The organism is Adlercreutzia sp. ZJ176 (genome assembly GCF_011038975.1).
In the GTDB taxonomy this organism is placed as follows: Bacteria; Actinomycetota; Coriobacteriia; order Coriobacteriales; family Eggerthellaceae; genus CAAEEV01.
Window position 1 is genome coordinate 48,926 of record NZ_JAAKEC010000004.1, and the last position, 24,539, is coordinate 73,464.

At 69.4% G+C, this 24,539-nt stretch carries 22 protein-coding genes; 5 read left to right on the forward strand and 17 right to left on the reverse strand.

Features of this window, described 5'->3' with window-relative positions:
* Positions 1-8: 8 nt before the first annotated feature.
* Complete coding sequence (locus G7Y50_RS02940; protein ID WP_165053840.1) at positions 9-557, reverse strand: 4Fe-4S dicluster domain-containing protein; 549 nt, start codon at positions 555-557, stop codon at positions 9-11.
* A 455-nt stretch (positions 558-1,012) separates the two neighbouring features.
* Here G7Y50_RS02940 and G7Y50_RS02945 point away from each other — a divergent pair, with 455 nt between their 5' ends.
* From G7Y50_RS02945 to thrH, 3 genes are all read left to right on the forward strand, one after another.
* Positions 1,013-1,294 (forward strand): type II toxin-antitoxin system RelB/DinJ family antitoxin, encoded by a 282-nt coding sequence (locus G7Y50_RS02945; RefSeq protein ID WP_165053837.1) that lies wholly within the window; start codon positions 1,013-1,015, stop codon positions 1,292-1,294.
* Complete coding sequence (locus G7Y50_RS02950; protein ID WP_165053834.1) at positions 1,281-1,661, forward strand: PIN domain-containing protein; 381 nt, start codon at positions 1,281-1,283, stop codon at positions 1,659-1,661. Before G7Y50_RS02945 ends, G7Y50_RS02950 begins: the two co-directional genes overlap by 14 nt.
* 198 nt (positions 1,662-1,859) lie before the next feature.
* Positions 1,860-2,459 carry a bifunctional phosphoserine phosphatase/homoserine phosphotransferase ThrH gene (gene thrH / locus G7Y50_RS02955; RefSeq protein WP_165053831.1) on the forward strand — a complete coding sequence of 200 codons (600 nt, stop codon included), beginning with the start codon at positions 1,860-1,862 and terminating at the stop codon, positions 2,457-2,459.
* Positions 2,460-2,542: 83 nt separating this feature from the next.
* On the opposite strand, the gene G7Y50_RS02960 is transcribed toward thrH, so the two are convergent.
* Both G7Y50_RS02960 and G7Y50_RS02965 read right to left on the reverse strand, forming a co-directional pair.
* The gene (locus G7Y50_RS02960; RefSeq protein ID WP_241156480.1) at positions 2,543-3,223 is read right to left on the reverse strand and encodes a dioxygenase; all 681 of its coding nucleotides are present in this window, start codon (positions 3,221-3,223) and stop codon (positions 2,543-2,545) included.
* 100 nt (positions 3,224-3,323) lie between these two features.
* Positions 3,324-5,276, reverse strand: a complete 1,953-nt coding sequence (locus tag G7Y50_RS02965; protein WP_241156479.1) for a tRNA uridine(34) 5-carboxymethylaminomethyl modification radical SAM/GNAT enzyme Elp3 — start codon at positions 5,274-5,276, stop codon at positions 3,324-3,326.
* A 223-nt stretch (positions 5,277-5,499) separates the two neighbouring features.
* Here G7Y50_RS02965 and G7Y50_RS02970 point away from each other — a divergent pair, with 223 nt between their 5' ends.
* On the forward strand, positions 5,500-6,387 hold the full coding sequence (locus tag G7Y50_RS02970) for a class I SAM-dependent methyltransferase (RefSeq protein WP_165053828.1): 888 nt from the start codon (positions 5,500-5,502) through the stop codon (positions 6,385-6,387).
* Here G7Y50_RS02970 and rsmA read toward each other — a convergent pair.
* The 11 genes from rsmA to nifS all read right to left on the reverse strand — a co-directional run bounded on the left by rsmA (position 6,363) and on the right by nifS (position 17,105).
* Positions 6,363-7,310: a 16S rRNA (adenine(1518)-N(6)/adenine(1519)-N(6))-dimethyltransferase RsmA gene (gene rsmA, locus G7Y50_RS02975; protein ID WP_165053825.1), complete on the reverse strand. Its 948-nt coding sequence runs from the start codon at positions 7,308-7,310 to the stop codon at positions 6,363-6,365. The two genes, G7Y50_RS02970 and rsmA, sit on opposite strands and share 25 nt — an antisense overlap.
* Positions 7,303-8,145 carry a flavodoxin family protein gene (locus G7Y50_RS11995; protein WP_165053822.1) on the reverse strand — a complete coding sequence of 281 codons (843 nt, stop codon included), beginning with the start codon at positions 8,143-8,145 and terminating at the stop codon, positions 7,303-7,305. The genes rsmA and G7Y50_RS11995 overlap by 8 nt, the downstream gene beginning before the upstream one ends.
* 157 nt (positions 8,146-8,302) lie before the next feature.
* A complete protein-coding gene (locus G7Y50_RS02985; RefSeq protein ID WP_165053819.1) occupies positions 8,303-8,956 on the reverse strand; it encodes a TatD family hydrolase in 654 nt (217 codons plus the stop codon).
* Between the two features lie 18 nt (positions 8,957-8,974).
* The gene (locus tag G7Y50_RS02990; protein WP_165053816.1) at positions 8,975-9,283 is read right to left on the reverse strand and encodes a nitrate ABC transporter substrate-binding protein; all 309 of its coding nucleotides are present in this window, start codon (positions 9,281-9,283) and stop codon (positions 8,975-8,977) included.
* Positions 9,284-9,337: 54 nt separating this feature from the next.
* Positions 9,338-10,930: a methionine--tRNA ligase gene (gene metG, locus G7Y50_RS02995; protein WP_165053813.1), complete on the reverse strand. Its 1,593-nt coding sequence runs from the start codon at positions 10,928-10,930 to the stop codon at positions 9,338-9,340.
* A gap of 159 nt (positions 10,931-11,089) precedes the next feature.
* Positions 11,090-11,800, reverse strand: a complete 711-nt coding sequence (locus G7Y50_RS03000) for a DUF5714 domain-containing protein (RefSeq protein ID WP_165053810.1) — start codon at positions 11,798-11,800, stop codon at positions 11,090-11,092.
* Positions 11,801-12,040: 240 nt separating this feature from the next.
* Positions 12,041-13,072, reverse strand: a complete 1,032-nt coding sequence (locus G7Y50_RS03005) for an ABC transporter permease (RefSeq protein ID WP_165053807.1) — start codon at positions 13,070-13,072, stop codon at positions 12,041-12,043.
* On the reverse strand, positions 13,069-13,851 hold the full coding sequence (locus G7Y50_RS03010) for an ABC transporter ATP-binding protein (RefSeq protein WP_165053804.1): 783 nt from the start codon (positions 13,849-13,851) through the stop codon (positions 13,069-13,071). Before G7Y50_RS03010 ends, G7Y50_RS03005 begins: the two co-directional genes overlap by 4 nt.
* A gap of 63 nt (positions 13,852-13,914) precedes the next feature.
* Entirely contained in the window at positions 13,915-15,093 is a 1,179-nt protein-coding gene (locus G7Y50_RS03015; protein ID WP_165053801.1) for an ABC transporter substrate-binding protein, read from the reverse strand.
* Positions 15,094-15,410: 317 nt separating this feature from the next.
* Complete coding sequence (gene nifU / locus G7Y50_RS03020; protein WP_165053996.1) at positions 15,411-15,875, reverse strand: Fe-S cluster assembly scaffold protein NifU; 465 nt, start codon at positions 15,873-15,875, stop codon at positions 15,411-15,413.
* 15 nt (positions 15,876-15,890) lie between these two features.
* On the reverse strand, positions 15,891-17,105 hold the full coding sequence (nifS, locus tag G7Y50_RS03025) for a cysteine desulfurase NifS (protein ID WP_206214748.1): 1,215 nt from the start codon (positions 17,103-17,105) through the stop codon (positions 15,891-15,893).
* 193 nt (positions 17,106-17,298) lie between these two features.
* Between nifS and G7Y50_RS03030 the strand changes: the two genes are divergently transcribed.
* Positions 17,299-17,781 carry an Rrf2 family transcriptional regulator gene (locus tag G7Y50_RS03030; RefSeq protein ID WP_165053798.1) on the forward strand — a complete coding sequence of 161 codons (483 nt, stop codon included), beginning with the start codon at positions 17,299-17,301 and terminating at the stop codon, positions 17,779-17,781.
* A 57-nt stretch (positions 17,782-17,838) separates the two neighbouring features.
* On the opposite strand, the gene G7Y50_RS03035 is transcribed toward G7Y50_RS03030, so the two are convergent.
* From G7Y50_RS03035 to G7Y50_RS03045, 3 genes are read right to left on the reverse strand one after another with little or no spacing between them, the layout of a single operon-like run.
* The gene (locus G7Y50_RS03035; RefSeq protein ID WP_165056925.1) at positions 17,839-18,489 is read right to left on the reverse strand and encodes a M48 family metallopeptidase; all 651 of its coding nucleotides are present in this window, start codon (positions 18,487-18,489) and stop codon (positions 17,839-17,841) included.
* Positions 18,482-19,507: a 16S rRNA (cytidine(1402)-2'-O)-methyltransferase gene (rsmI, locus tag G7Y50_RS03040; protein ID WP_255464103.1), complete on the reverse strand. Its 1,026-nt coding sequence runs from the start codon at positions 19,505-19,507 to the stop codon at positions 18,482-18,484. Before rsmI ends, G7Y50_RS03035 begins: the two co-directional genes overlap by 8 nt.
* Positions 19,508-19,511: 4 nt before the next feature.
* A complete protein-coding gene (locus G7Y50_RS03045; protein WP_241156649.1) occupies positions 19,512-24,533 on the reverse strand; it encodes a 2-hydroxyacyl-CoA dehydratase in 5,022 nt (1,673 codons plus the stop codon).
* Between the last annotated feature and the right edge of the window lie 6 nt (positions 24,534-24,539).

Below are 24,539 nucleotides of genomic sequence, written 5' to 3' on the forward strand. Positions count from 1 at the left end.
CCCCCTCTTTAAGCCAGTGCCGTATTCAGCTGAACGCTTGAGATCGCCGCGCTTGCAGCCGCCGCGGCCAGGCGCTTCTTGCGCGAGCGCTCCTGAAGCTCCTCCTCGTCGACCACCTGCAGGCCGCCGGTGGGGCATGCCGCCACGCAGGCCGGGCCGCCGGGGCGGTCGTAGCACAGGTCGCACTTCACGAGCATCGCGCGCCCCGGGTCGCCCACGCTCAAGTTGCCGATCTTGGTGACGCGGTTCTCGCTCACCACGTCGCAGGCGCCGTATGGGCACGCCATGACGCAGCTGCGGCAGCCGATGCAGCGCTCCTGCGCGATGGCCACGCGGTCGCCGTCGAAGTACAACGCGTTCTGCGGGCACGACGCCACACACGGCGCGTCAGCGCAGTGATGGCACACGATCGGCGCCGAGATGGTGAGCGTGGTCACCAGGTTCAGGCGCGGCACCGCCACGTCCCCTGGCACGCTGTGCTTGAGCAGGCACCCGGCCAGACAGGTTTGGCAGCCGATGCACAAACCCGGGTCTGCGATTACGAATTTTGAACCCATGTGTCCCCCTAAGCTTGGTGGCGAACTGTTCTCTCTTCCGGCTACCGCCGACCACGCGCCGCAGGCCCTCCTCAGCCGACTCCCGGCGCCGCAAGCCTGAGGCCCAGCGTCACCCTCCCTGGTCGCCTGGCGCGGGCTCTGCGGGGAGCCGCATGCCCTGCGCCCTGCGGGAGGCCCCGCCCCCCTCGCGAAAGAGGGCAGAGCTCGCCTCGGAGATGCGCGCGCCACGTGGACGCGATAGACAGTTGATTGATGGAAAATCGGTGAACGGAAGCTGTTTTTCGGCTTTCGGAAGAATCTGACGCATTGCCTTATACGCTGATTCACCCAGCCTTGCAAGCCCCTTTTCAGGTGATTTGGAAAATAATTTCCGTCCCCTGATCTTGCCCCCAAGGTGAAAGGTATACTGTATCGTAGTACGTTCGTAATACAAGTTGAGCAAGTGAGCAGGTGCCATGCCGAAGCAATCAACCATCCAGGTGCGCATCGAGAGCGATCTCAAGGAGAGCGCCGAGGAGCTGTTCGCCACGCTGGGGACGTCGCTCTCCGAGGCGGTGCGCCTCTTCGTGGCCCAGAGCGTGCACGACCGGGCCCTTCCCTTCACGCCGAGCGTGCGGCGCCTCTCCGGCGACGACCGCGCGTTCGGCGCGCTCGCGCACTACGCGAACCCCACGCTCGTGCCCTCGGAGCGCGGCGCGTGGATCAAGGCCCAGGGAGAACGCCATGCCCGCCGCTAAGCGCCGCCGCGACGCCGTCACCATCATCGACGAGACGGTGCTCCTGCGCTACCTCCTCGACGACGACGCCGCCAAGTCCGCGCGCGCCCGCAGCCTCGTCCTCGGCGGCAACGTGCGCGTCTACCCCGAGACCATCGTGCGCACGGTGTGCGTGCTCACCGAGGTGTACGGGGTGCCGCGCTCGCTCGTCGGCAACGTGGTGGAGCTCCTGCTCGACGACGTGAGCGTGGAGGACGAGGCGAGCGTCCGTTTGGCCGCGCGCCTCTTCGGCTCCGGCAAGCTCGACTTCGACGCCTGCCTCGCGTCCGCCCGCAGCACCCTCCACGGCTACCAGACCTACTCCTTCGCCCGCCCGTCCCGGAGGTAGGGCGCGCCGGGCCGGGCCGCCTGGAGGCAGGTGGGCCAGGCAAGCCCAACCCACCTCACCCGGAGGAAGGACGCACCGCGCCCAACTTGCCCCGCCTACCGCCCGGGTTTGGCCTTTTCCGCTTGCGTCACGAACTTGAAACGTTTTTCACGCATAATCGACCCGATAACAGCCGATGACCCGAAAAGGAGCTTTCCCATGAACGTTGTATGCCTCGACCTCGAAGGCGTTCTCGTACCGGAGATCTGGATCGCGTTCTCCGAGGCGACCGGCATCCCCGAGCTCAAGCGCACCACGCGCGACGAGCCCGACTATGACAAGCTCATGGAGTTCCGCCTGGGCATCCTGGAGGAGCACGGGCTGGGCCTGCGCGAGATCCAGGAGGTCATCGCGGGCATCGACCCCATGCCCGGCGCGCGCGAGTTCCTCGACGAGCTGCGCCCGCTCGCGCAGGTCATCATCATCTCCGACACGTTCTCCCAGTTCGCCAAGCCCCTCATGGAGAAGCTCGGCTGGCCCACCATCTTCTGCAACGAGCTTCTGGTCGGCGAGGACGGCCGCATCACCGGCTACAAGATGCGCTGCCCGCAGACCAAGCTCACCACGGTGAACGCCCTGCACGACGCGGGCCTGACCACCTTGGCCGCAGGCGACTCGCACAACGACCTCGGCATGATCCGCGCGTCGAAGGCCGGCTGGCTGTTCAAGAGCACCGAGGCCATCCGCGCCGAGAACCCCGACATCCCCTCCTGCGAGGAGTACGCCGAGCTTCTGGCCGGCATCAAGGCCGCGCTGTAGGGCGCGGGGACGCGCGAAGCGCAGCCGGGTGCGGAACGGAAGCAGCCCGAACCCGCCCCTCCCTGAAAGCCCTCAGGCCCGCGCTAGGCGCGGGCCTTCTCGCGCGTGCGGCTCATCAGCTCATGCTCGAGGTCCTGGATGCTCGGCGGGGTCCACGTGAGCGCATCGGCTCCGGCGTCGACGGTCGCCGCAGCCGTCTGCTCGGTGGGCCCGCTGCTCGCCATGATGGGCATGTCGGGGTACGCGGCGCGCACCGCCGCCACCACGCGCGCCGTGTCGCGCCCCGCCGCCACGTTCACGATCGACGCGCTCGTCTCGATGATCGCGCGCGTCACCTCGTCGAAGCGGCACACCGTGGTCACCACCGGCACGTCGACGTGCGCCGCCACCGCGCGCACCGTCTCAGCCGACGCCGTCACGTTGAGCACCACCGCCGAGACGCCCTGCATCTCAGCATGCGACGCCAGGTCCACCGAGCGCTCGCCCGTGGTCACGCCGCCGCCGACGCCCACGAACACCGGGCGCTCCGACGCCATGATGAGCGCGTTGTTCACGATGGGGTGGCTGGGGAACGGGTAGACCGCCAGCACCGCGTCAGCGTCGCAGTGGCAGATCACGGCCACGTCGGTGGAGAACACGAGCGAGCGGATGTGGTGCCCCGCGATCTCGAATCCGGGGCAGGTGCGCATGACCTCGGGCACCTTGAGGGCGATGTGGCGGTAGGTCTGCTCGACGTGCTTGGGGTCTGCCTGCTGCATGCTCATGTTCGCATCTCCTGGAGTGTGGGGGGGAACGGCGGGGCGGGAACGGGGCGGCCGGCGGCGACGAGATGCCGCGGATCCTTTTCGTCAAGATTACCGTATTCTACGCAAGCGGCCTTCGTTGGTAAAGACCGCAATCCAAGAAACCTAAGGCCCTGTAGTAACGGCGCGTGCCCACCGAGCTGATGACGTTCACGGCGACGTACCCCGCCGCCTGAGCCTGCGCGCACGCCTCCTCCACCAGGCGGCGCCCGAGCCCCGCATGCTGCGCGCCCTCGCCCGCTGCGTGCAGCCGCGCCACGCGCCCGTACACGTGGACCTCGCGGATCATGGCCTCGCGCACGGGCACGGGGAACTGCGCGCGCTCCTCCGGTGTGAGGCACGGGGCGTCGAAGCGCGGGAGCGACAGCCGCAAGAACCCCGCGATCCTGCCCTCGGGCGTCACCCACTGCAGGAAGCGCTCCTGCGCCACCGACGTGGCGTACGTCACGCAATCGAGGCGCAGCGCGTCGAGCTCCACCGCGCCCGTCGCTATCTCGCGTTGGCGGATCTCGCGCACGGGGCGGCCCTCCGCGCGCGAGCGCTCATCCACGCGCGCCTCCACCAACTGGCGCAGGTTGGTCTTCTTGTTGCCCGCCACGATGTCGCCCGAGGAGATGTCGCGGATCATGCGCGAGATGCGCGTGTAGGCGGGCGTGGCGAGCACGTCTCTCACGAGCACGTCCACGAGCGCGTCCTCGGGATAGGGCGCCCACGCGCCCGCTGCGTAGCGCTCCGTCAGCTGCGCGCTCTCCACCAGGCAGCACGGGTAGAGCTTCACCTCGTCGGGGAGGAAGCGCTCGTCGGTGACGAGCCGGCGGTAGTCGGCCACGTCGCCCACGGGCGAGGCCCCGAGGAGGTTCACCATGAAGTGCACGTGGATCTTGAAGCCGAACAGGCGCAGCAGCGAGAACGCCTGCGCGATGCGCGCGGGCGTCACGTTTCGCCGGTTCGCGCGCAGGATGGACTCGTCGAGGCTCTGGATGCCCATCTGCACCTTCGTGCACCCGAGGCGGCGCATGACGGTGAGGCTCTCGGGCGTGATGAGGTCGGGGCGCGTCTCGATCACGAGGCCCACCACGCGATGCGCGGCGCCTTCGTTGCGCGCGTGCTCGCGCTCGAGCTCGGCGAGGGAGGCGTGCTGGATGCGTGCGGCGCGCTCCCAGGCATCAGCGGCGTAGAGCGCGCGGACGGCCTGGTTGTACGTGCGCTCGCCCGCGGTGACGCGCTTCTGCTCGGCGCGCGTGAGGCGCGCGAGCTCGTCGGCGTCGCAGGCGAGGCCGCAGGACGCGTAGAAGGCCGCGCGGGCCGCGGCGTCATGGCGGGCGGAATCGCAGGTGGCGGCCGACGCAGGGCCGTCTGCCGCGTGGGCCGCGGCGCGAGGCGCAGCTCCTTCGCGAGGCGCGGGCGCGTCGCCCGCCTGGTCGCCTGCGTCGTTGAGCGCGCGGAAGAGCTCCGCCACGAACCACACCTGGTAGTCCTGCGGGTAGTCGCTCCACGTGCCGCCGAGCACGATGAGCTCCACCTTGTCGGTCACGTGCCCCATGTCGGTGAGCGCGCGCAGGCGCGAGGTCACCTGCAGGTACGGGTCGAAGTAGTTGCGCTCGGCGCGCTGGCAGGCGGGCTCGTCGGCGAGGTAGCTCTTCGGCATGCGCACGTCGTTCGGGCAGTAGAGACAGTCGCTCGAGCAGGGGTGCGGCTTGGTGATCACCGTGATGGTGGCCACGCCCGACGCGGTGCGCCGCGGCTTGGCCTTCAGGAGGCGCACGAGCTGCTCCTCGCATGCCGCGTCGACGCCCCAGCTCTCCCAACGCGTTGGATCCTCGGCCTTGCACCGCAGGTAGTACGGCAAAAGCCGCTTCTTCGCCACGCTCCGCGCGCCGTCGTGCATGGCGCGGTTGCGCCGCCGCACGAGCTTGTCGAGCCACGCCGCGTCAAGCGGCTTGCCGTCCTCGCCACAGCCTCGGCACCTCCCTGCCTTGATGGCTGCGATTATCTCCAAGAGCGCCACTTCCACGCGATCCGGCTTCCTCCTGCTCCTTGGCAACGTCAGAACGGCATGTTAAAATGCCCAATGAACGATGCCCCGCCGATCCGGGCAGCTTCGTTCTTTTGGGTCGAGCCCCGCGAGCCTGCAAGCATTAGCGGGGCTTTTCCTTTGGGATACTCAGTATCGTTCGAGCATCATAGCACAGCCCCGCCCTCGCCTTCGAGGGCCATTGCGTATTACAATGCCGCCCATGGATCCCATCACCGCACAGAGGCTCAGCGACCTCACCCGCGACTTCTACCAGCGCGTAAGTGCGTCGTTCTCCGAGACGCGCTCACGCGCCTGGGAGGGTTGGGAGCGCATGCTCGAAGAGTGCGAAATCACGGGAGATGCGGGCGAGCGCGAACAGGCGAGCAGGTGCGAAGGCGCAGGCGAGGGCATGCGCGCAGGCGGGCAAGCGGACCTATTCGCAGCCGCCCACGCAGCCATGACCGCGCCCGAGCCGACCCTGCGCGTGCTCGACCTGGGGTGCGGCAACCTGCGCTTCGAGCGCTTCCTGGCCGCGCGTGCCGGCAGGCCCGTCGAGGCGTTCGCCGTGGACAACTGCGCGCCGCTCGTCGCGCAGGGCGCGCGCGACGAGTTCCCCGAAGACGTACGCATCCGCTTCCAGCTCCTCGACGTCACGGGCGCGCTGCATGCGGGAGCAGACCTCGTCCGCGCCCTCGACGCGCCCGCATGCGACCTCGCGGTGGCGTTCGGCCTCATGCACCACGTGCCGACCTTCGACCAGCGCGTGCGCGTGCTCGAGGCGCTCGCCGACCACGTGCGCCCCGGCGGCCACGTGGCCGTAGCGCTCTGGCAGTTCGCCCGCAGCGACAAGCTGCGCGCCAAGGCCGAGGCGGCCACCGCGCGCGGATGCGCCGCCTGCGGGATTGACCCCGAAAAGCTCGAAGAGGGCGACTACCTCATGGGCTGGCAGGACGAGCAGGATGTCTTCCGCTACTGCCACCACTTCGACGAGGCCGAGGCGGACGCCCTCGCCCGCGCGATGGGGCCGCGCGCCCGGGAGGTCGCGCGCTTCTCGGCGGACGGGAAGGACGCGCCCCTCAACCGCTACCTCGTCTTCAAGGTCAGATAGGCCTCGCCGAGCGCCACGAACTCCTGCACGTCGAGGGTCTCCCCGCGGCGCTTGGGGCTGATGCCGGCGCTCTCGAGCAGGTCCTCGACGCGCGCCGCAACCGCGCAGCCCTGCGCGCCCCGGCCCGCGAAGTACGTCTTGCACGAGTTCGCGATGGTCTTGCGACGGCTGGCGAAGGCCGCGTCGGCCATAGTGCACGTCGCCCGCACCACCTCAGGAGCAAGCGGCGCGCCGTCGGCGCCCGCGGGCGTGCGGCGGTTCAACCTCAGCACCGCGCTGTCGACGTGCGGCGGCGGGAAGAAGTTGCCCGGGCTCACCGCGAAGCGCCCCGCAGGCTCGGCGTACATCGAGAGCTTCACCGTGTACGCGCCGTAGTTCTTGCTGCCCGGCGCGGCGGCCATGCGGTCGGCCACCTCCTTCTGCACCATCACCGTGGCGCTCTCGATCCCACCGAAGCGCTCGAAGAACCCCAGCACTACCGTGGCCGCCACCGCGTAGGGCAGGTTCGCCACCAGCTTGTTGGGGAAGGTTCGCGCTGCCCCCTCGACGGGGCAGCGCGCGAGGGCGGCCTCGACGTCGCCCTCCGTCAGGTCGAGGGCGTCCTTGCTGATGAGCGCGAAGCGGTCGGGCCATGCCGCGAGGGTCTCCGCGAGCACGGCGGGGAGGTCGGCGTCGCGCTCGACCGACACCACGCGCCGCGCGCGCTTGAGCAGCGCGACGGTGAGCGTGCCGATGCCCGGCCCCACTTCGAGCACGTCGTCGCCGGCGTCCAGCTCGGCGAGCGCGACGATCTTGCGCAGGACGTCGTCGTTGACGAGGAAGTTCTGGCCGAGCGCATGCTTGGTCGCAAGCCCGTGGCGCTCGAGCACCGCGCGCGTGGCCGCCACGCTGGCCAGCGGCGACAGCCGCTCGGCGCTACCCACGGCGCGCGCCGCCCTTGTGCTTCTTGCTCCTGCCGCCCTGAGAGGAGCCGCCCCGGGGCTTGCCGCCCTGCGGGGAAGTCCCCTGCTTGCGCGGCTTGGATGACCGGGGCTGCTGGGACTGCTGGGATCGTTGGGGCTGCGGGGGCTGCTGGGGCTGCGCGTCGCCCCCGGCCTTGGCCGCCTCACCCTCGCCAGCCGCGCCGAGGGCGGCGAAGCCTCCCACGGGCGGGAGGGGGTATTCCTCGGCCTCGGCCGTGATCTCGCCGTTCTCGTCAATCTTCCCCACCCAGTCGAGCACGAGCTCGAGCTCGAAGCCCGCGCAGGCGAACGCCGAGCGCACGCACCCGATGAGCGGCTCGAAGCCGTGCGGGTCGCCGCCCTCGCCCACCACATGCAAGACCATCGGGCGTTTGGGCTGCGCGCGCACGTCTGACCAAAAGTACGGCTGCAGGCGGTCGAGCAGGCACTTGAGCTGGGCCGGAGCGCCCGCGAAGTACACCGGCGACACCACGATGAGCTCGTCGGCCGCGTCGAGGTGCTTGCGCACCTCGGTCATGTCGTCGTGGATCACGCAGCGGTGCACGAGCGCGTCGCTCGCCGCCACCGCAGGCCCCACGGCCAGGTTGTCGTCGCTTTCCGGCAGCTTGTCGGGTGCCTCCGTGGCCGCGCGGCACGCGTCGCACCCGCGGCACGGCCCCACCTCGATGCTCGCCACCGACACGATGGACACGCCGTCCTCCGGGCACTCGTCGATGCACGCGTTGAACAGCTCGTCGGCCAAGCTCGCGCTGCGCCCGTTCGTACGCGGCGACCCCACCACAATGACTCGATGCATGCTCATCCTCTCCTCGTCAGCCGCCGCCTCGCGGCTCGCCATCGCCCCACATCGTCGGCCGCTCGCGGCCCTTCGCCACCCGCAGCCGCCCCGCAGTCCCGCCGCCGACCGCGCCCGCTGCGCCAGCAGCGCCCGTCACCGCTGTCCGCCGACCGCCCTAGCGCGGCGCGCCCGCCTGCCAGGCCGTCGGCTTGCGGTCGAGCAGCTCCAGCGCGTTTCCCTGCGTCGCGAGCAGAAGCGCGCGACGCTCGTCCTCATCATCTGCGCCGCGCACCTCGCACAGGCGCTCGGCCGTGAACACCATCTGCGCCGGCTCGCACTTCTGCCCGCGCAGGGGCTTCGGCGCCATGTAGGGCGCGTCGGTCTCCAGCAGCAGCTGCCCGACCGGCACGCGCGCTGCCGCGTCGCGGATCGCGTCGGCGTTGCCGAACGTGATCGCGCCGCCGAACGACACCCGGCACCCCGCCTCGATCCACGGCTCGAGCGCCTCCCACGTGTCCGTGAAGCAGTGCAGCAGGACCCCCGCCTCGGGGATCCCCTCGTCCTGCACGATCTCCCACGCGTCGGCGAGCGCCTCGCGCACGTGCAGCACCACGGGCAGGCCCGCCTCCTTCGCCAAGCACAGCTGCGCGCGGAAGACGCGCTTCTGGTCGGCCACCGGCGAGAAGTCGTAGTGGTAGTCCAGCCCGATCTCGCCGAGCGCCACCACGTCGGGCTTGCGCAGCCACGCGCGCAGCTTTTCCTCGAGCGCCGCGTCGTAGTGCGCGGCGTTGTGCGGATGGCAGCCAGCCGCAACCTTGACCCGCGGCACGCGCGGGCGGGGCGTCCCTCAACAGTGCGGCACCGCGCGCTGCATGCTGACGGCGGCCTGGTGCGTCCACGGCCGCAAGCGGCCGAACACCGCCTCGTCGTCCTCGAACACGTCGAGCACCGTGCAGACGAAGCTCACGCCGGCGAGCCCCGCGCGCGCGAGGGCGCGCACCGGGTCAGCCAGGTACTGCAGGTGCGTGTGCGCGTCGGCGAGCGTCACGTCGAACGTCGGGGCCGCCACGGCCTTCCACGCGCCGTTCTTCTTCCTCACGCGGAACAGGTCGTCCGCGGACAGGGGCTCCTCGCCCGCCAGCAGCTCTTCACTCATCGGCAGCCTTCCTCTCCTCTCACGCGCCACGCGCCGCGCCGTCGCGGGGCGCGCCTACTCCACGCCCAGGTCGATGGCGTCCACGTCGAGGCGCGGGAACAGCACGTCGCCGACCTCCACCGCGTTGCCGGCGGGCAGCTGCCCCCACGCGGTCGCGGCCTCGATGTCGGCCACGGCCGTGATGTCGCCGAGCGACAGGCGGCGAAACACCTCGGCGGAGGTGTTCGGCGCGAACGGCGCCATGTACAGCGCCGTGATGCGGATGGCCTCGAGCAGGTTGTACATCACGAAGGCCAGGTCATCGGCGCGCTCGGGGTCCTTCGCCAGCTTGAAGGGCTCCGTCTCCTCGATGTAGCGGTTCGCGCGCTCGGCGAGCTTCTGCACCGCCGCGGCGGCCGCGGTGAAGTCGACTTCGGCCATGGCCGCGTCGTAGGCCGCGTACAGGCCCGACGCCACCTCGGCCAGCGGGTTCTCGGCGCCCGCGAGCCCCTCGGGCACGCGCGGCACCTGCGCGCCGAAGTACTTCTTGGTCATGTTGGTCACGCGGCTCACGAGGTTGCCCCACGTGTTCGCCAAATCGGCGTTGTACACCTGCACCATGCGCTCCATGGAGATGTTGCCGTCGTGCCCGAACTGCACGTCGCTCATGAAGTAGTAGCGGTACGCGTCCACGCCGAAGACCTTCACCAGGTCGGCGGGCATGAGGCCGTTGCCCTTGGACTTCGACATCTTCTCGCCCTTGGTGAGCAGAAAGCCGTGGCCGAACACCGTGTTCGTAACGGGCAGGCCCGCGGCCATGAGCATGGCCGGCCAGATCACGCAGTGGAAGCGCGTGATGTCCTTGCCCACGAAGTGATAGCGCATGGGCCAGGAGCGCTCGAACTCGCCTGCGCGCTCGTCCTCGTCGCCGTACCCGATGCCCGTGAGGTACGCGAGCAGCGCGTCGGCCCACACGTAGGCCACGTGCCCCTCGTCGAACGGCAGCGGCACGCCCCAGTTGAACGTCGAGCGCGAGATGGAGAGGTCCTTCAGGCCCGCGCTCACGAACGACACGATCTCGTTGCGGCGCGTCTCGGGGCGGATGAACTCAGGGTGCTCCTCATAGAACGCCAAAAGCGGCTCCTGGAAGTCGGACAGCTTGAAGAACCAGTTCTCCTCACCCGAGGCCATCAGCTGCACGGGGCGCTTGCAGTCGGGGCACACGAACTGCCCCTCCTCGTTCTTCTCGAGGTCGCTCTCGGCGTAGTAGGTCTCCTCGTGCACGCAGTACCAGCCCTCGTAGCTGCCCTTGTACAGGTAGCCGCGATCGTAGAGGTCCTGCCAGAACTTCTGCACGGTGCGCGCGTGGCGCGGCTCGGTGGTGCGCACGAAGTCGGTGTAGGTGATGCCGAGCAGGTCCCACGCGTCGCGGAAGGCGGGCTCCATGGAGTCGCACCACTCCTGCGGCGTCATGCCCTTCGCGGCGGCGGTGTCGGCCACCTTCTGGCCGTGCTCGTCCATGCCCGTCACGAACGACACGTCGTAGCCGTTCATGCGCTGGTAGCGCGCCACGGTGTCGGCGGCAACGGTGGTGTAGGCCGTGCCGAGGTGCGGCGCGGCGTTGACGTAGTAGATGGGGGTGGTGAACGAGTAGGTTCCCTTGGACATGAGTTGTGCTCCTTCCGAGCGCGCCGGCCAATGGCGCCCGCGCACCCACATGCGGCCCCGCGACCAATGACATCGCGCGCCTCGTACGGTTCATTGCATAAGCCGTATGATTCTAGCACTAACGGGAGGCTCAAGGGGCGAAGAGGAGGCGCGGCGCCCCTACTCCTGCGGGCCGGGGAAGTACGGACACGCGGTGCGCAGGCACTCCTTGTTGCGCGGGTAGTGCGTGCACGTGATGCGCTCGGGCATCTCCATCTGCACGCCGAGCGTCTCGCCCACGTACGCCGCGGTCACCTCGATGGCGGAGAACCCCGTGCGCTTGCAGCAGCGCGGGCCGCCCAGATCAGCCAGGCGCCCCAAGATGAGCGAGGTCAGACGCTGGGTGCGCGCCCACGGGTCGCGCGTCATGGGCGTCGATCCCGCCACGATGGAGTAGAACTGCCCCGCGCTCGTGGCGGCGCCGCACGTGCCCCAGAAGCCGCACGTGCCGCCCGGCACCTGCAGCGAGCGCTTCCTCAGCTCGGCGAGCCCCTTCTCCAAGTCGACGTCGCCGCCGGCGTTCGCGTACGCCGTCATGAGCGCCGCGCCCACGAGCGTGTGGTGCTCGGGCCCGTTCGGGAACACCGCCCTGTCGGCCATGAGCGCCTGCGCGATCTCCACCGGGTTCTTCGACGCGCACGTCGTGCAGAAGTCCATGATCCACGCCACGCCGCCCGCGCGGTGGCACGCGTCGCACACGTAGTGCCCCGCGGTGCAGATGGAGTGCCCCGTCTCCCTCTTCCCGCAGAGGTGGCACGTCACCTCCTGGGCCTCCTCGAAGTAGTCGAGCGGCTCCCCGCACACCAGGCACACGGCCAATCCAGCTGACATCGCATCTCTCCTCTCTTGATTACGCTTATCTTCGCACGTTTTGCGCGCAATCTCGCATGGCTTCGCGCGAAAGCGGTATCAGAACGCGTGTTTCTCGCCCCGCCTCTGACCTGGAACTATTCCAAGAAACACCAGATCATAAGGGTAGTCTGCAAAGGCGCGAGAAACACGCGTTCTGATACCGCGCCACCGCCTCCCACACCCACACGCGCCGCGCGCCCCCACGTCGCCGCACGCGGATCATTCGCTCCACTTCACCGTCTTGCGCACGAGCAGGCTCACCAGGCCGTCGAGCACCGTCACCACGACGCCCACCATGATGATGCCCGCCACCACGTTGGTGTAGTTCGCGTAGTTCGTGTAGTTGATGACGAAGTACCCCAGGCCGCTCGTGGCACCGTACATCTCCGCCATGACGAGCATGAGCATGGCAGAGGGCAGCTGCGTCTTCAGGCCTTGGGCGATGGTGGGGTACATGAAGGGCAGCAGCACCTGGAAGATCATCTCAGGGGTCGTAAGCCCCAGCATGCGCGCCGACTCCACGATGCGGTGGTCCATCGACTCCACGCGCAGGATGGTGCCGAGCAGCGTGGGCCAGAAGATCCCGAGGAAGATGACGGCGACAGCCGCCATCTTGAACGACGGCAGGAGCATCACCAGATACGGCGCGAACACGATGGCCGGCACGGGCGCGAGCACGTGCGCGATGGGATACACCGCCTCGCGCAGCTGCGGCACCCAGCCCACGAACAGCCCGACGAGGTAGCCCGCCACGAGCGCCGTGATGAAGCCCTGGGCCAGAAGCGCCATCGACGACGCCACGTTGAGCGCAAGCTCGTCGTAGAGCTTCGGGAACACCGCGAACACGTTCTCAGGGATGGGGATGAGCACCGGGTGCGTGAGCTTGAGGTCAGTCGACGCCACCTCCCACACGATGAGCAGCGCCCACACCACGATGGCGATGTGGCAGGTCGAGCGCTTCTTGCCGCCCGCCACGTAGCGCCACAGAAACAGCGCCTCCATGAGCGCCGCGGCCACGTAGAACGGCACGCTCGTACGCGGCGTCACCTTGCCGGGGACGGCGATGGCCACCAGGAGCGCCGCGAACATGACGGTCGCTACCAGAAACGACGCCGTGACGAACTTGTGCGGCGCGGCCTCCCCCGCGGGCGCGGGTGCCCCGGCTGCCGCGCACGCTGCGACGCTAGCCCCAGCCGCGCTGCCCGCCCCAGCCGCGCCGCCCGCGGCCGCCTTCTTCCTCCACGCCGTCATGCGTCCTCCCCTCCCGTCGCCGTCGCCTCGAAGAGCGCGAGCACCTCGTCCTTCACCGCGCGCACAGCTGGGTCGCTGGCGAGCGCCTCGGGGTCGCGCGAGCGGCCGCGCGGCAGCTCGAAGCTGCGCACCACGTGGCGCGGCTCCATGAACACGATGCGGTCGGCCAGGATGAGCGCCTCGTCGATGTCGTGGGTGACGAACACCGCCGTCTTGCAGCACGCGCCCTTCCACAAATCGAGCAGCAGCAGCTGCAGCTTGCGGCGGATCATGGGGTCGAGCGCGCCGAACGGTTCGTCGAGCAGCATCGTGGGCGCGTCGATGGCCAGGGCGCGCGCGATGGCGACGCGCTGGCGCATGCCGCCCGAGAGCTGGAACGGGTAGCGATCCGCCGCATCGCCGACGCCCACCTGCCCGAGCAGCTCGAGCGCCCGGGTGCGGGCCTGCCCCTTCGACGCCTTCCGGTCAGTCTTGCGGATGGCGAACATGACGTTGCGCAGCGCGGTCTGCCACGGGAACAGCGAGTAGCTCTGGAACACGATGGAGCGGTCGGGGCCGGGGCCGGCGACGGGCTCGCCGCCGATGAGCACCTCGCCGCGCGTGGGGCGCGCCAAGCCTGCGATCAGGCTCAGCATGGTCGACTTGCCGCACCCCGAGTGCCCCACCAGGCACAGAAACTCGCCCTCCCCGATCTCGAGGCTGACGTCCTCGAGCGCCGGGAAGGACTCGCCGTTGTTGACGTAGGAGTACGTGACGTCCTTGAAAACGATGGATGGCATGGAAGTCCTCGACGAAGAAAGCGCGCCCGCGAGAAGCGAGCGCGCATGCCTGCATGACAGGGGCTACACGCCCAGGGTGTTGTGGGCCTCGTAGACCTTGAGGAGGCCCTCGTAGAACTCCTTGTTCTCGCCGCGCTCGATCAGCGCGTCAAGCGCCGCCTTGTAGATGGTGGAGTCGAGGTGCGCGTCGATGAGGTCCTTGTTCGCATCCTCGATGTCGCCGTTGTCGACCATGTCGCCGTAGAACGCCTTCACGTCGTCGGTGTAGGGATCCATCTCGAACGTCATGGCCGCCACGTAGTCGCCCTTGCCGTACGTGATGTTCTCGACGTACTCCTCGGGCTGGCCGGAGTACGCGGTGATGATGGCGATGGTGCCCTCGTGGTCGTTGGCGATGTCGTACATGGCGCGCAAGTTGGCGATCTCGAACTTGATGAGCGCCGAGCGCTTCTCCTCGAACGCCGTGCGGTTGGTGGACTGGCGGCAGCAGGGGAAGTCCTTGCCGATGAGCTCGTTGGGGCGGAACGCCACGGCGCACTTGCCGCCCTGCGTGGCCACGTAGCCGTAGCCGCTGTTCACGAAGCACATGTCGATCTCGCCGTTCTCAACGGCGGCCACCTCGGCGGCCGAGCTCTCCAGCAGGATGAACTCCACGTCCTTGCCGTCCTCGATGCCGTTTTGGCGCAGCCAGCTCTTGGTGACCATGTGCCCGGTCTCCATGCGGAAGCAGCCGATCTTCTTGCCCCTGAAGTCCTCGGGCTTGGTGTAGCGGTCCTTGTTCTCGATGAGGGTGACGCACTCGGAGCCGTTGGCCACCGTGCCGCCGAAGATCACGAGGTCGTCGCCCTGCCCCACGTAGGTGCAGGTGGGGATGGAGCCGAAGGGAAGCACGTCAACCGAGCCGTTGAAGAGCGCCGGCATGGCCTCAGGGAAGCCGCCGGAGACCACCTGCGTGGACAGCGTGAGCTTCTCCTCGTCGTAGTAGCCCTTGTTGAGCGCCACGATGATGGCCGCGATCTTGGAGTCCTTGCCCAGAAGGACGGCCTTGAGCTCCTCCACCTCGGGGTTGATGGTGTTGTCGAACGTCGGCGCCTCCCCGGCCGCGCTGCTCGCCGCCGAGCTCGCGCCGCCCGCGCCGCTGCCGCCCGCGCAGCCCGCAAGCGCCGTCATCCCCGCCATGGCCGCCGCAGCACCCGCGACCTTGACGAAGGTGCGACGCGTCATCGTCCTCTGGTTGGTCATGTGTTGCCTCCCTTGTTCCGTGATGTCGCTCATGAGACAAGGGGAAGGCGCGACCCCGAGGGGCGCGCCTTCCCCTTGCTCTTGTCAATGCATGAGTGATTATAGCATATATTGGCTTATATCAACTATCAGCTTTACCACTACTTTAGAGGTAAGCAATTGCTTGGTTTTATCGGGTAGTAGAGCGGCACGCGCTTCGGGCCGGCGCCATGCGCCATGAGCCGTCGCGCGGTCCAACCTGGCGCCGCGCGGTCCAACCCGACGCCGCACGCTGCCGCACGATCCAACCCGGCGCCGCACGCCGCCGCGCGATCCAGCTACTCCTCTTCCTCTTCGTCCTCCTCGATCCCGTGGCCGTGGTCGTGCTCGCCGATGTCGCTCACGGGCTTCTCGAGGCCCTCGATCACGATTCCGTTCTTCTCGGCGTAGTCCCACAGCGCCGCGTGGATGGCCTCCTCGGCCAGAAGCGAGCAGTGCACCTTGACGGGCGGCAGGCCGTCAAGCGCCTCCATGACCGCCTTGTTCGTCACCTCGAGCGCCTCTTGGACGGTCTTGCCCTTCACGAGCACGGTCGCCATCGAGGAGGTGGCGATGGCCGCGCCGCAGCCGAACGTCTTGAACTTCGCGTCCTGGATGACGCCGTCGTCGTCGATGTCGAGGTACACGCGCATGATGTCGCCGCACACCGCGTTGCCCACGGTGCCGCAGCCGCTCGCGTCCTCGATCTCGCCCACGTTGCGCGGGTTGGTGAAGTGGTCCATGACCGCCTCGGAGTAGTTCATTGCCATGGGATGCTCCTAGTTCTGCTTCGAAAAGCTCTCGTCGATGATGGATGTCACGCGGCCCTGCTTGAAGTCCTCGTACAGCGGGCTCATCGCGCGCAGGTTCTCGAGCGTCTTCGCCAGCGCGTCGACGGCGAAGTCCACCTCCTCGCGCGTGGTGTCGCGCCCGAGCGTCATGCGCAGCGAGCCGTGCGCGATCTCGTGCGGCAGGCCGATGGCCAGAAGCACGTGGCTCGGGTCGAGCGAGCCGGAGGTGCAGGCGCTGCCGGACGAGACGCAGATGCCGCGCGCCGCGAGCTGCAGCAGCATGCCCTCGCCCTCGATGAACTCGAACGAGAAGTTCACGTTGTTGGCGAGGCGCCGCGTGGCGTGCCCGTTGAGCTTGGCGTGCGGGATCTCGGCGGCGATGCGCGCGAAGGCGTGGTCGCGCAGGGCGGCTTGACGCTCATGCTCAGCCTCGCGCTCGGCGCATGCCAGCTCGAGCGCGCGAGCGAACCCCACGATGCCCGGCACGTTCTCCGTGGTGGCGCGACGGCCGCGCTCCTGCTGCCCGCCGTCGATGAGGTTCTGGAGCTTCACGCCGCGTCGGATGTACAGAAGGCCGGTGCCCTTCGGGCCGTAGAGCTTGTGCGCGCTCGCCGACAGCATGTCGACGCCGAGCTCGCGCACGTCGACGGCCTCGTGGCCGAGCGCCTGCACCGCGTCGGTGTGGAAGATCACGCCGTGCTCGTGCGCGATGCGCGCCAGCTCGCCGATGGGCTGCAGCGTGCCGATCTCGTTGTTGGCGAACATGACCGACGCCAGGATGGTGTCGGGGCGCAGGGCCGCCTCGAAGTCGGCGGGCGACACGAGCCCCTCGGCGTCGACGGGCAGGTAGGTGACCTCGAAGCCCTCGCGCTCGAGCGCCTCGCAGGCATGCAGAACCGCATGGTGCTCGATGGCGCTCGTGACGATATGGCGGCCCTTGCCCGCGTTGGCGCGCGCGAACCCCTTGACCGCCCAGTTGTCGGCCTCGGAGCCGCCGGAGGTGAAGTACACCTCGCGCGGCGCGGCTCCGATGAGCCCGGCGATGGAGGCGCGGGCAGCCGCCACCGCGTCCGAGGCGCGCTGCCCGAGCGGGTAGATCGACGAGGGGTTGCCGAACTCGGTGGTGAAGTACGGCAGCATGGCGTCGAGCACCTCGGGCCTGACCGCCGTAGTGGATGCGTTGTCCAGGTAGATCTGCTTCATGATCGCGCTTCCTTTGCGTGGGAGGGGCGTTGCCGAAGGCGGCGAAACGCAAGCCCGCCGCCCCTCGTCGTTTCCCGTCATCCCATAGTCTAGTAGTTTGCTGGGCTTTAATATACGGGTTTCGACGACAAAGTCAAGCAAGTTGCTAGGTTTTTTGCTAAGCTATCGTCCAGAACGACTGAGAGGCAAGCTCATGAAGATTTCGACGAAGACCCGGTACGGGATGCGGTTCATGATCGACCTCGCCCAGCACGCGGACGAGGGCTGCGTGGCGCTCAAGGACGTGGCGGCGCGGCAGGGGATCTCGAAGAAGTACCTCGAGCAGGTGGTGGCGCCGCTTTCCAGCGCGGGGCTTCTGCGCGTGACGCGCGGGTACGCGGGCGGCTACGAGCTGGCGCGCCCGCCCGAGGAGATCACGCTCGCCGACGTGGTGAGCGCCTCGGAGGACGGCCTCGAGCTGCTCGACTGCATGAGCGGCCTGTTCGCGTGCGAGCGGCAGGAGGGCTGCCTGTCGCAGCGCATCTGGGGCGGCCTGCAGCAGGCGATGTTCGACTTCCTCGACGGCATGACACTCGCCGACGTGGCGGCCGAGACGCCGGGGACGGAAAGAGCGGAGGAAGCGCAGGGCATGGCGGAGGTGGCGAAGGCGCAGCCCGCCGAGCGCGCGGGCGCCTGACGCCGGCAGCTCGCCCGCCGCAGGGCGGCGGCGCCGGCGCGATCGCCCGCCGGCCCGCTAGCGCAGCTTGTCGCGGCGGGCGCGCCAGTCGGGCATGAAGTGGTCCATGAGCGCGCGGAAGCGCGGGCCGTGCCCGTGCTCGAGCAGGTGGCACAGCTCGTGCACCACCACGTACTCCAGGCACTCCGGCGGGTAGAGCGCCAGGCGCACGTTGATGCAGATGCGTCCCGTGGCCGGCTGGCAGCTGCCCCAGCGGCTCGTCATGTTGCGGTAGGTCAGCTTGCCTGCGCGCACGCCCATGAGGGGCTCCCACGCCTCCACGAGCGCGGGCACGCACGCCGACACCACGGCCTTCCACTGGGCGACCTCCTCGGGCGTCGCCTCGGCGGCGCGGAGGCGCGGCGAGTCTGCCAGCGCGCTGACCTGCGCGTCGATCCACGCGCGCTTCTCGCGCACGAAGGCGCGCACGAGGGCGTCTGACGTGCGCGCGGGCGCCGATACCTCCACGCGCGGGCCGCCCGCCGCAGGCCGCACGCGCAGGCTCACGTTCTTGACGCGCTTGCGCGCAACCCACACGTCCAGCCCGTCCACCGCCAGGAGCCGAGGCTCAGGTGTCTGCCTGCCCGCCGCGCGCGGGGCCGGCCTGCGCGGCGCCGACGCGCGAGCCGCTTCGCGCCCGCCGCCTGGCCGCGGCGCGGCGCTACCCATGCGCTTCCACCGCGATCTCGTAAGCGTCGTTGCGCGCGAGGCCGTACTCGGCGGACAGGCGCTTGGCGACCTCCTTCGTGCGCAGGCCCTGCGCGGTCAGCTCGCCTGCGCGCACGCGCGCCGCGCCAGCGGCGTCGGCGGCCGCCGCGGCCGCCTCGCGCGCGTTCGGCCCGTCGATCACGAGCACGATCTCGCCGCGGATGCCGCCTGGCTCCCCCGCGCGCGCCGCGAACGCGTCGCGCACCGCGCCCGCCAGCCCGCGCAGCACCTCCTCGTGCAGCTTCGTGAGCTCGCGGCACACCGTCACCTCGCGCAGGGGAAACGCCTCGGCTACGGCCTTCAACGCCCCCACCAGGCGGTTCGGGCTCTCGTAGAACACGAGCGCCGCGTCGAGGGCGCGCAGGGACTCCAGGCGCGCCCGCTGCTCGGCGGCCTTGCGCGGGAAGAACCCGCCGAAGAAGTAGCTCGTGTTCGCGCATCCGCTCGCCACGTACGCCGTGGCCGCCGCCGAGGGGCCGGGCAGCACCTCCACAGGCGCGCCCGCCGCGCGCGCGGCCGCCACGAGGCGCATCCCCGGGTCGGACACGCCCGGCATGCCCGCGTCCGAGCAGTACGCGATCACCTCGCCTGCGCACACGCGCTCGGCCACGCCCGCCGCGCGTACGCCGATGAGCGCCTCGTCGAGGCGCTCGAGGCGCTTCTCGATGCCGAACGCCGCCAAGAGCCTGCCCGTGACGCGCGTGTCCTCCGCGCACACCACGTCGGCCGCGCGCAACGCGTCGAGGGCGCGCGCCGTCATGTCGCCGAGGTTCCCGATGGGCGTCGGCACGATGACGAGCCGGCCGCGCGCGTCGCTCGCGCCAGCAGCGCCCAAATCGCCCGCGCCGGCCGCAACCTGCGCGTCGCTCGCGCCAGCAGCGCGCGACCCGCCAGCCGTCCGCGGCATACCTGCGTCAGCCGTCCGCGGCGCGCCTGCGTCAGCCGGCCGCGACGCGCGCTCGCCCACATCAGCCCCCACGGCCCTACGCCTTGATCTCCACGTAGCTCACGCTGTCACTCTCGCGCTCACGCGTGGGCTGGGCGGGAGCGTCGCGGTGGGCGTCGCGCGAGGTGCGGGCCTCCTTCTCCTTCGCCGCCAAGTTCGCCTTCGCCACCGCGATCATGAGCTTGATGCGGTTGAGCTGGTTCACCTCCGAGGCACCCGGGTCGTAGTCCACGGCCACGATGTTGCTCTCGGGGTACTGACGGCGCAGCTCCTTGATGACCGCCTTGCCCACCACGTGGTTCGGCAGGCAGGCAAACGGCTGCGTGCACACCACGTTGGGGCACCCGTTGCGCACGAGCTCCACCATCTCGGCGGTGAGCAGCCACCCCTCGCCCATCGAGTTGCACAGCGATAAGATCTGGCTCGCGTACTCGGCCAGCTCGTAGATGTCGGCGGCCGGCTCGAAGCGCTGCGAGCGCTTGAGGGCGTCGGTCACGGGCTTGCGGAACTTCGCGATGACCTCGAGCGCCATGCGGCTTCCCACCGCGCCCTTCGACGAGCGGCCGAGCGGGTCCTTCTGGAAGATGGCGCCCGCGATGCCGAACAGGAAGAACTCGATGAGCCCGGGCACCACGGCCTCGCAGCCCTCGCGCTCGATCACGTCGACGATCTGGTTGTTCGCCGTGGGGTGGAACTTCACGAGGATCTCGCCCACCACGCCCACGCGCGGCTTGGTGCCCTCGCCGGCGAGCGGCAGCGTGTCGAAGTCCTCCACGATGGCGTTCACCGTGCGCTTGAACCCGCCGCGCGTGACGCCCTCGGCAAGCTGCGATTTGCAGGCGGCCATCCAATGGTCGAACAGGCGCTCGGCGCTGCCCGGCTCCACCTCGTAGGGGCGCGTGCGGTAGAGGCACTGCATCAAAAGGTCGCCGTAGCACAGCGCGTACACCGCCTGCAGCAGCATCTTCGGCGTGATGTTGAAGCCCGGGTTCACCTCGCCGAGGTCCTTGAACGACAGCGCGATGACCGGGATGTGCCCGAGCCCCACGCTCTTGAGCGCCTTGCGGATGAGCGCGATGTAGTTGGTGGCGCGGCAGCCGCCGCCGGTCTGCGTGATGAGCACGGCCAGCTTGTCGGTGTCGTACTCGCCGCTCATGACCGCTTCCATGATCTGACCCGTGACCAGGATGGACGGGTAGCAGATGTCGTTGTTCACGTACTTGAGGCCCGCGTCCACCGCGCCGTGGTCCACGCTCGGCAGAAGCTTCACGTTGTAGCCGAAGCGCCCGAAGATGGGCACCAGCAGCTCGAAGTGGTACGGCGCCATCTGCGGGGCCAGGATGGTGTAGCCCGCCTCCTTCATCTCAGGCGTGAACTGCGGGCGCGCGAACTCGGTGGACTCGCCCTCGCGCTGGGCCACCTGGGCGGCGCGCACCACGCCGTCGGCCTTCTCGGTGAAGCTCTCGGGCACGAGCTTGTCGATGTCGTCGAGGTTGATGGACGCCGCCGGGCACGCGCGCCCCTCGGCCGCCGCGTCCGAGGCCGCCTCGGCCTCGCGGTCGGCCTGGTCCTTGAGCGCCGCGAGCAGGCTGCGCACGCGGATGCGCGCCGCGCCGAGGTTCGACACCTCGTCGATCTTGAGCACGGTGTACACCTTGCCCGCCGCCTCGAGCACCTCCTGCACCTGATCGGTGGTGAGCGCGTCGAGCCCGCAGCCGAAGGAGTTCAGCTGGATGAGGTCCAGGTCACGCCGCTGCGTGGCCACCTTCGCCGCCGCGTACAGGCGCGTGTGGTACATCCACTGGTCGACCACGCGGATGGGGCGCTCGAGCTGGCCCAGATGCGCGATCGAGTCCTCCGTGAGCACGGCCAGCCCGAAGCTCGTCAGAAGCTCGGGGATCGCGTGGTTGATCTCGGGGTCCTGGTGGTAGGGACGGCCCGCCAGCACGATGCCGTGCGTGCCCGTCTCCTCCATCCACGCGAGCGTCTCGGTGCCCTTCGTGCGTATGTCGCGCTTGAACGCCTCGTCCTCGGCCCACGCGGCGTCCACCGCCGCGTCCACCTCGGCCTGCGTCAGCGGCGCGCGCGCGACGCCCGCCTCCTCGGCGAAGTTCTGCGAGAGCTCCACGAACAGGCGCTTCTTCAGGTGCTCCTTGTTGTCGTAGGGCAGCCACGGGCTCACGAACTTGGTGTCGGACACGCGCAGCTCGTCGATGTTCAGGCGCAGCGCCTCGGGATAGCTCGCCACGATGGGGCAGTTGAAGTGGTTGCCCGCCGTGTCGTCCTCTTGGCGCTCCCACTTCGAGCACGGCATCCAGATGAAGTCCGGGTGCTTGTCGAGCAGGTTCATGATGTGGCCGTGGGAGAGCTTCGCCGGGTAGCACACGCTCTCGCTCGGCATGGACTCGATGCCGGCCTCGTAGGTCTTCTTCGTGGACGGGTCCGACAGGATCACGCGGTAGCCCAGGTTCGTGAAGAACGTGAACCAGAAGGGGTAGTTCTCGTACATGTTGAGCGCGCGCGGAATGCCCACCGTGCCGCGGCGCGCCTCGTCGGCGGCAAGCGGCGCGTAGTGGTCGAACAAGCGACGGCTCTTGTACTCGAAGAGGTTCGGCACGTCTGACTTCGCCGCGCCCACGCCGAGGCTCTCGCCCTTCTCGCAGCGATTGCCCGTAATGAAGCGGCGGTGCTTGCCCGTCTCCTCGTCGCGGCCGAAGTCGTTCACCGTGAGCAGGCAGCTGTTCGAGCAGCCCTTGCAGCGCACCGTGCGGTGCGTCGGGGCGAGCGCCTCGATGTCCTCGAGCGAGAGCAGCGAGGAGGCGGGGGCGGCTGCGGCGCTGCCTCCCGCGAGGGGCTCGGACGCGCCGGCGGCAGAAGCGCTGTCCCCCGCGAGGGGCTCGGTAGAGCTCAGTCGCTCGGACAGTCCTGCTCGCTCGAAAGCGCCGCCGGCGCTTTCGGCTCGTGCGGAACTCGCTTGGTGAGCACCGCCGAGCCCCTCGCCCGCTGCGTCAACCTCCTGCAGGAAAGCTGCGGCCGCAAAGGCGCCGGCGGCGCGCAGCTGCGTGCGGTAGCGGTCGCGCGCCAGAAGCGCGGCGCCGAACGCGCCCATGTTGCCGGCGATGTCGGGGCGCACGGCGTTCACCTCGGAGAGCTGCTCGAAGGCGCGCAGCACGGCGTCGTTCAGGAAGGTGCCGCCCTGCACGATGACCTTCGTGCCCACGTCATGCGGGTCGCGGATCTTGATGACCTTGAACAGCGCGTTCTTGATGACCGAGATGGCCAGGCCCGCAGCGATGTCGCCCACCGTGGCGCCTTCCTTCTGCGCCTGCTTCACGCGCGAGTTCATGAACACGGTGCAGCGGCTGCCCAAGTCGACGGGGCGCTCGGCCTGGATGGCGGTCTTGGCGAACTCGGCCACGTCGAGGTTGAGGCCGGTGGCGAAGCTCTCGATGAAGCTGCCGCAGCCCGACGAGCACGCCTCGTTGAGCATGATGTGGTCGATCACGCCGTCCTTCACGCGCAGGCACTTCATGTCCTGCCCGCCGATGTCGAGGATGAACTCCACGCCCGGCAGCATCTCCTGCGCGCCGCGCAGGTGCGCCACCGTCTCGATCTCGCCGGAGTCCACGCGCAGCGCCTCGAGCAGCAGCCCCTCGCCGTAGCCCGTCACCGTGGCGTGCCCGATGCGCACGAGCGGCTCGCCCGTGGCCTCGTCGCACGGCAGCGCGCGGTAGAGCTCGGCGAGCGCCGCCTTCGCGCACCCGAGCACGTCGCCCTTGTTGGAGGCGTACGTCGACCACAGAAGCGCGCCGTCCTCGCCGATGAGCGCGGCCTTGAACGTGGTCGAGCCCGCGTCGATGCCCAGGAAGGCCACGCCGCGGTAGTCCGCAAGCGACGCGCGGCGCACGCGCTCGGTGTCGTGGCGCGCCTTGAACTCGGCGTAGTCCTTGTCGTCGGCGAACAGCGGCGCCAGGCGCACCACCTCGCTCCCCTGCATGTCGCCGAGGTTCTCTAGGCGCACGAGCACGTCAGAGAGGCGCTCGGGCGCGGCGCCCTCCGCGGCGCCCGCGATGGCGCAGCCGCTCGCGACGAACAGGTGCGCGTTCTCGGGCACGATGATGGCGTCGCCCGCAAGGTCGAGCGTCTCGTAGAAGCGGCGGCGCAGCTCGGGCAGGTACTGCAAGGGGCCGCCGAGGAAGGCCACGTTGCCGCGGATGGGACGCCCGCACGCCAGGCCCGAGATGGTCTGCGTGACCACCGACTGGAAGATGGAGGCCGCGATGTCCTCCTTCTTCGCGCCCTCGTTGAGAAGCGGCTGCACGTCGGTCTTGGCGAACACGCCGCAGCGGCTCGCGATGGGGTAGATGGTGGCGTGGCTCTTCGCCAGCTCGTTCAGGCCGCCCGCGTCGGTGTTCAGAAGCGCGGCCATCTGGTCGATGAACGCGCCCGTGCCGCCCGCGCACGTGCCGTTCATGCGCTGCTCGATGCCGTTGTCGAAGTAGATGATCTTGGCGTCCTCGCCGCCGAGCTCGATGGCCACGTCGGTGGCGGGGATGAACGTCTCCACGGCCGTCTTGGACGCGATGACCTCCTGCACGAACGTGATGCCGAGCCACTGGGACAGAAGCAGGCCGCCCGAGCCCGTGATGGCGATGGTCATGCGCTCGGCGGGGAACTGGGCGGCGGCCTCGCGCAGCACCTCGATGATGGTGGCGCGCACGTCGGCATGGTGGCGGCGGTACACCGCCCACTTCACCTCGCCGAGCGCGTCGAGCACGGCGAGCTTCACCGTGGTCGAGCCCACGTCGATGCCGAGGCGCAGAAGCCCGTCAGCCGCCGCGAGCACCGCCTCGCGCTCGGCGGCAGCCTCGGCCGCGGCTTCGGCCTCCTCCACGCGCGTCACGCGCAGAGTGGCCGCGTCCTCGGTGGCGTCGGTGATGATCTGGACGTACTTCCTCTCCTCGCGCTTGGCGGACTTGCGCGCCGCGCGGGCGCCTCTCGCGGTCTTCCTCATGGTTCCCTTGGCTTTCTCGGATTTGTCGTTAGTCTTGTCGAACATGGTCCT

What these genes read in the sequence shown, in the direction of transcription:
- nifU (WP_165053996.1), bottom strand. Translation starts at nt 15,875, where the DNA reads ATGAACTACTCCGAGGCGGTCATGGACCACTTCACCAACCCGCGCAAC.
- nifS (WP_206214748.1), bottom strand. Translation starts at nt 17,105, where the DNA reads ATGAAGCAGATCTACCTGGACAACGCATCCACTACGGCGGTCAGGCCC.
- G7Y50_RS03015 (WP_165053801.1), bottom strand. Translation starts at nt 15,093, where the DNA reads ATGACCAACCAGAGGACGATGACGCGTCGCACCTTCGTCAAGGTCGCG.
- G7Y50_RS11995 (WP_165053822.1), bottom strand. Translation starts at nt 8,145, where the DNA reads ATGCATCGAGTCATTGTGGTGGGGTCGCCGCGTACGAACGGGCGCAGC.
- G7Y50_RS03010 (WP_165053804.1), bottom strand. Translation starts at nt 13,851, where the DNA reads ATGCCATCCATCGTTTTCAAGGACGTCACGTACTCCTACGTCAACAAC.
- G7Y50_RS02950 (WP_165053834.1), top strand. Translation starts at nt 1,281, where the DNA reads ATGCCCGCCGCTAAGCGCCGCCGCGACGCCGTCACCATCATCGACGAG.
- G7Y50_RS02990 (WP_165053816.1), bottom strand. Translation starts at nt 9,283, where the DNA reads ATGAGTGAAGAGCTGCTGGCGGGCGAGGAGCCCCTGTCCGCGGACGAC.
- G7Y50_RS02940 (WP_165053840.1), bottom strand. Translation starts at nt 557, where the DNA reads ATGGGTTCAAAATTCGTAATCGCAGACCCGGGTTTGTGCATCGGCTGC.
- G7Y50_RS03045 (WP_241156649.1), bottom strand. Translation starts at nt 24,533, where the DNA reads ATGTTCGACAAGACTAACGACAAATCCGAGAAAGCCAAGGGAACCATG.
- G7Y50_RS03005 (WP_165053807.1), bottom strand. Translation starts at nt 13,072, where the DNA reads ATGACGGCGTGGAGGAAGAAGGCGGCCGCGGGCGGCGCGGCTGGGGCG.
- G7Y50_RS03030 (WP_165053798.1), top strand. Translation starts at nt 17,299, where the DNA reads ATGAAGATTTCGACGAAGACCCGGTACGGGATGCGGTTCATGATCGAC.
- G7Y50_RS02960 (WP_241156480.1), bottom strand. Translation starts at nt 3,223, where the DNA reads ATGAGCATGCAGCAGGCAGACCCCAAGCACGTCGAGCAGACCTACCGC.
- G7Y50_RS03000 (WP_165053810.1), bottom strand. Translation starts at nt 11,800, where the DNA reads ATGTCAGCTGGATTGGCCGTGTGCCTGGTGTGCGGGGAGCCGCTCGAC.
- G7Y50_RS02945 (WP_165053837.1), top strand. Translation starts at nt 1,013, where the DNA reads ATGCCGAAGCAATCAACCATCCAGGTGCGCATCGAGAGCGATCTCAAG.
- G7Y50_RS03035 (WP_165056925.1), bottom strand. Translation starts at nt 18,489, where the DNA reads ATGGGTAGCGCCGCGCCGCGGCCAGGCGGCGGGCGCGAAGCGGCTCGC.
- thrH (WP_165053831.1), top strand. Translation starts at nt 1,860, where the DNA reads ATGAACGTTGTATGCCTCGACCTCGAAGGCGTTCTCGTACCGGAGATC.
- metG (WP_165053813.1), bottom strand. Translation starts at nt 10,930, where the DNA reads ATGTCCAAGGGAACCTACTCGTTCACCACCCCCATCTACTACGTCAAC.
- G7Y50_RS02970 (WP_165053828.1), top strand. Translation starts at nt 5,500, where the DNA reads ATGGATCCCATCACCGCACAGAGGCTCAGCGACCTCACCCGCGACTTC.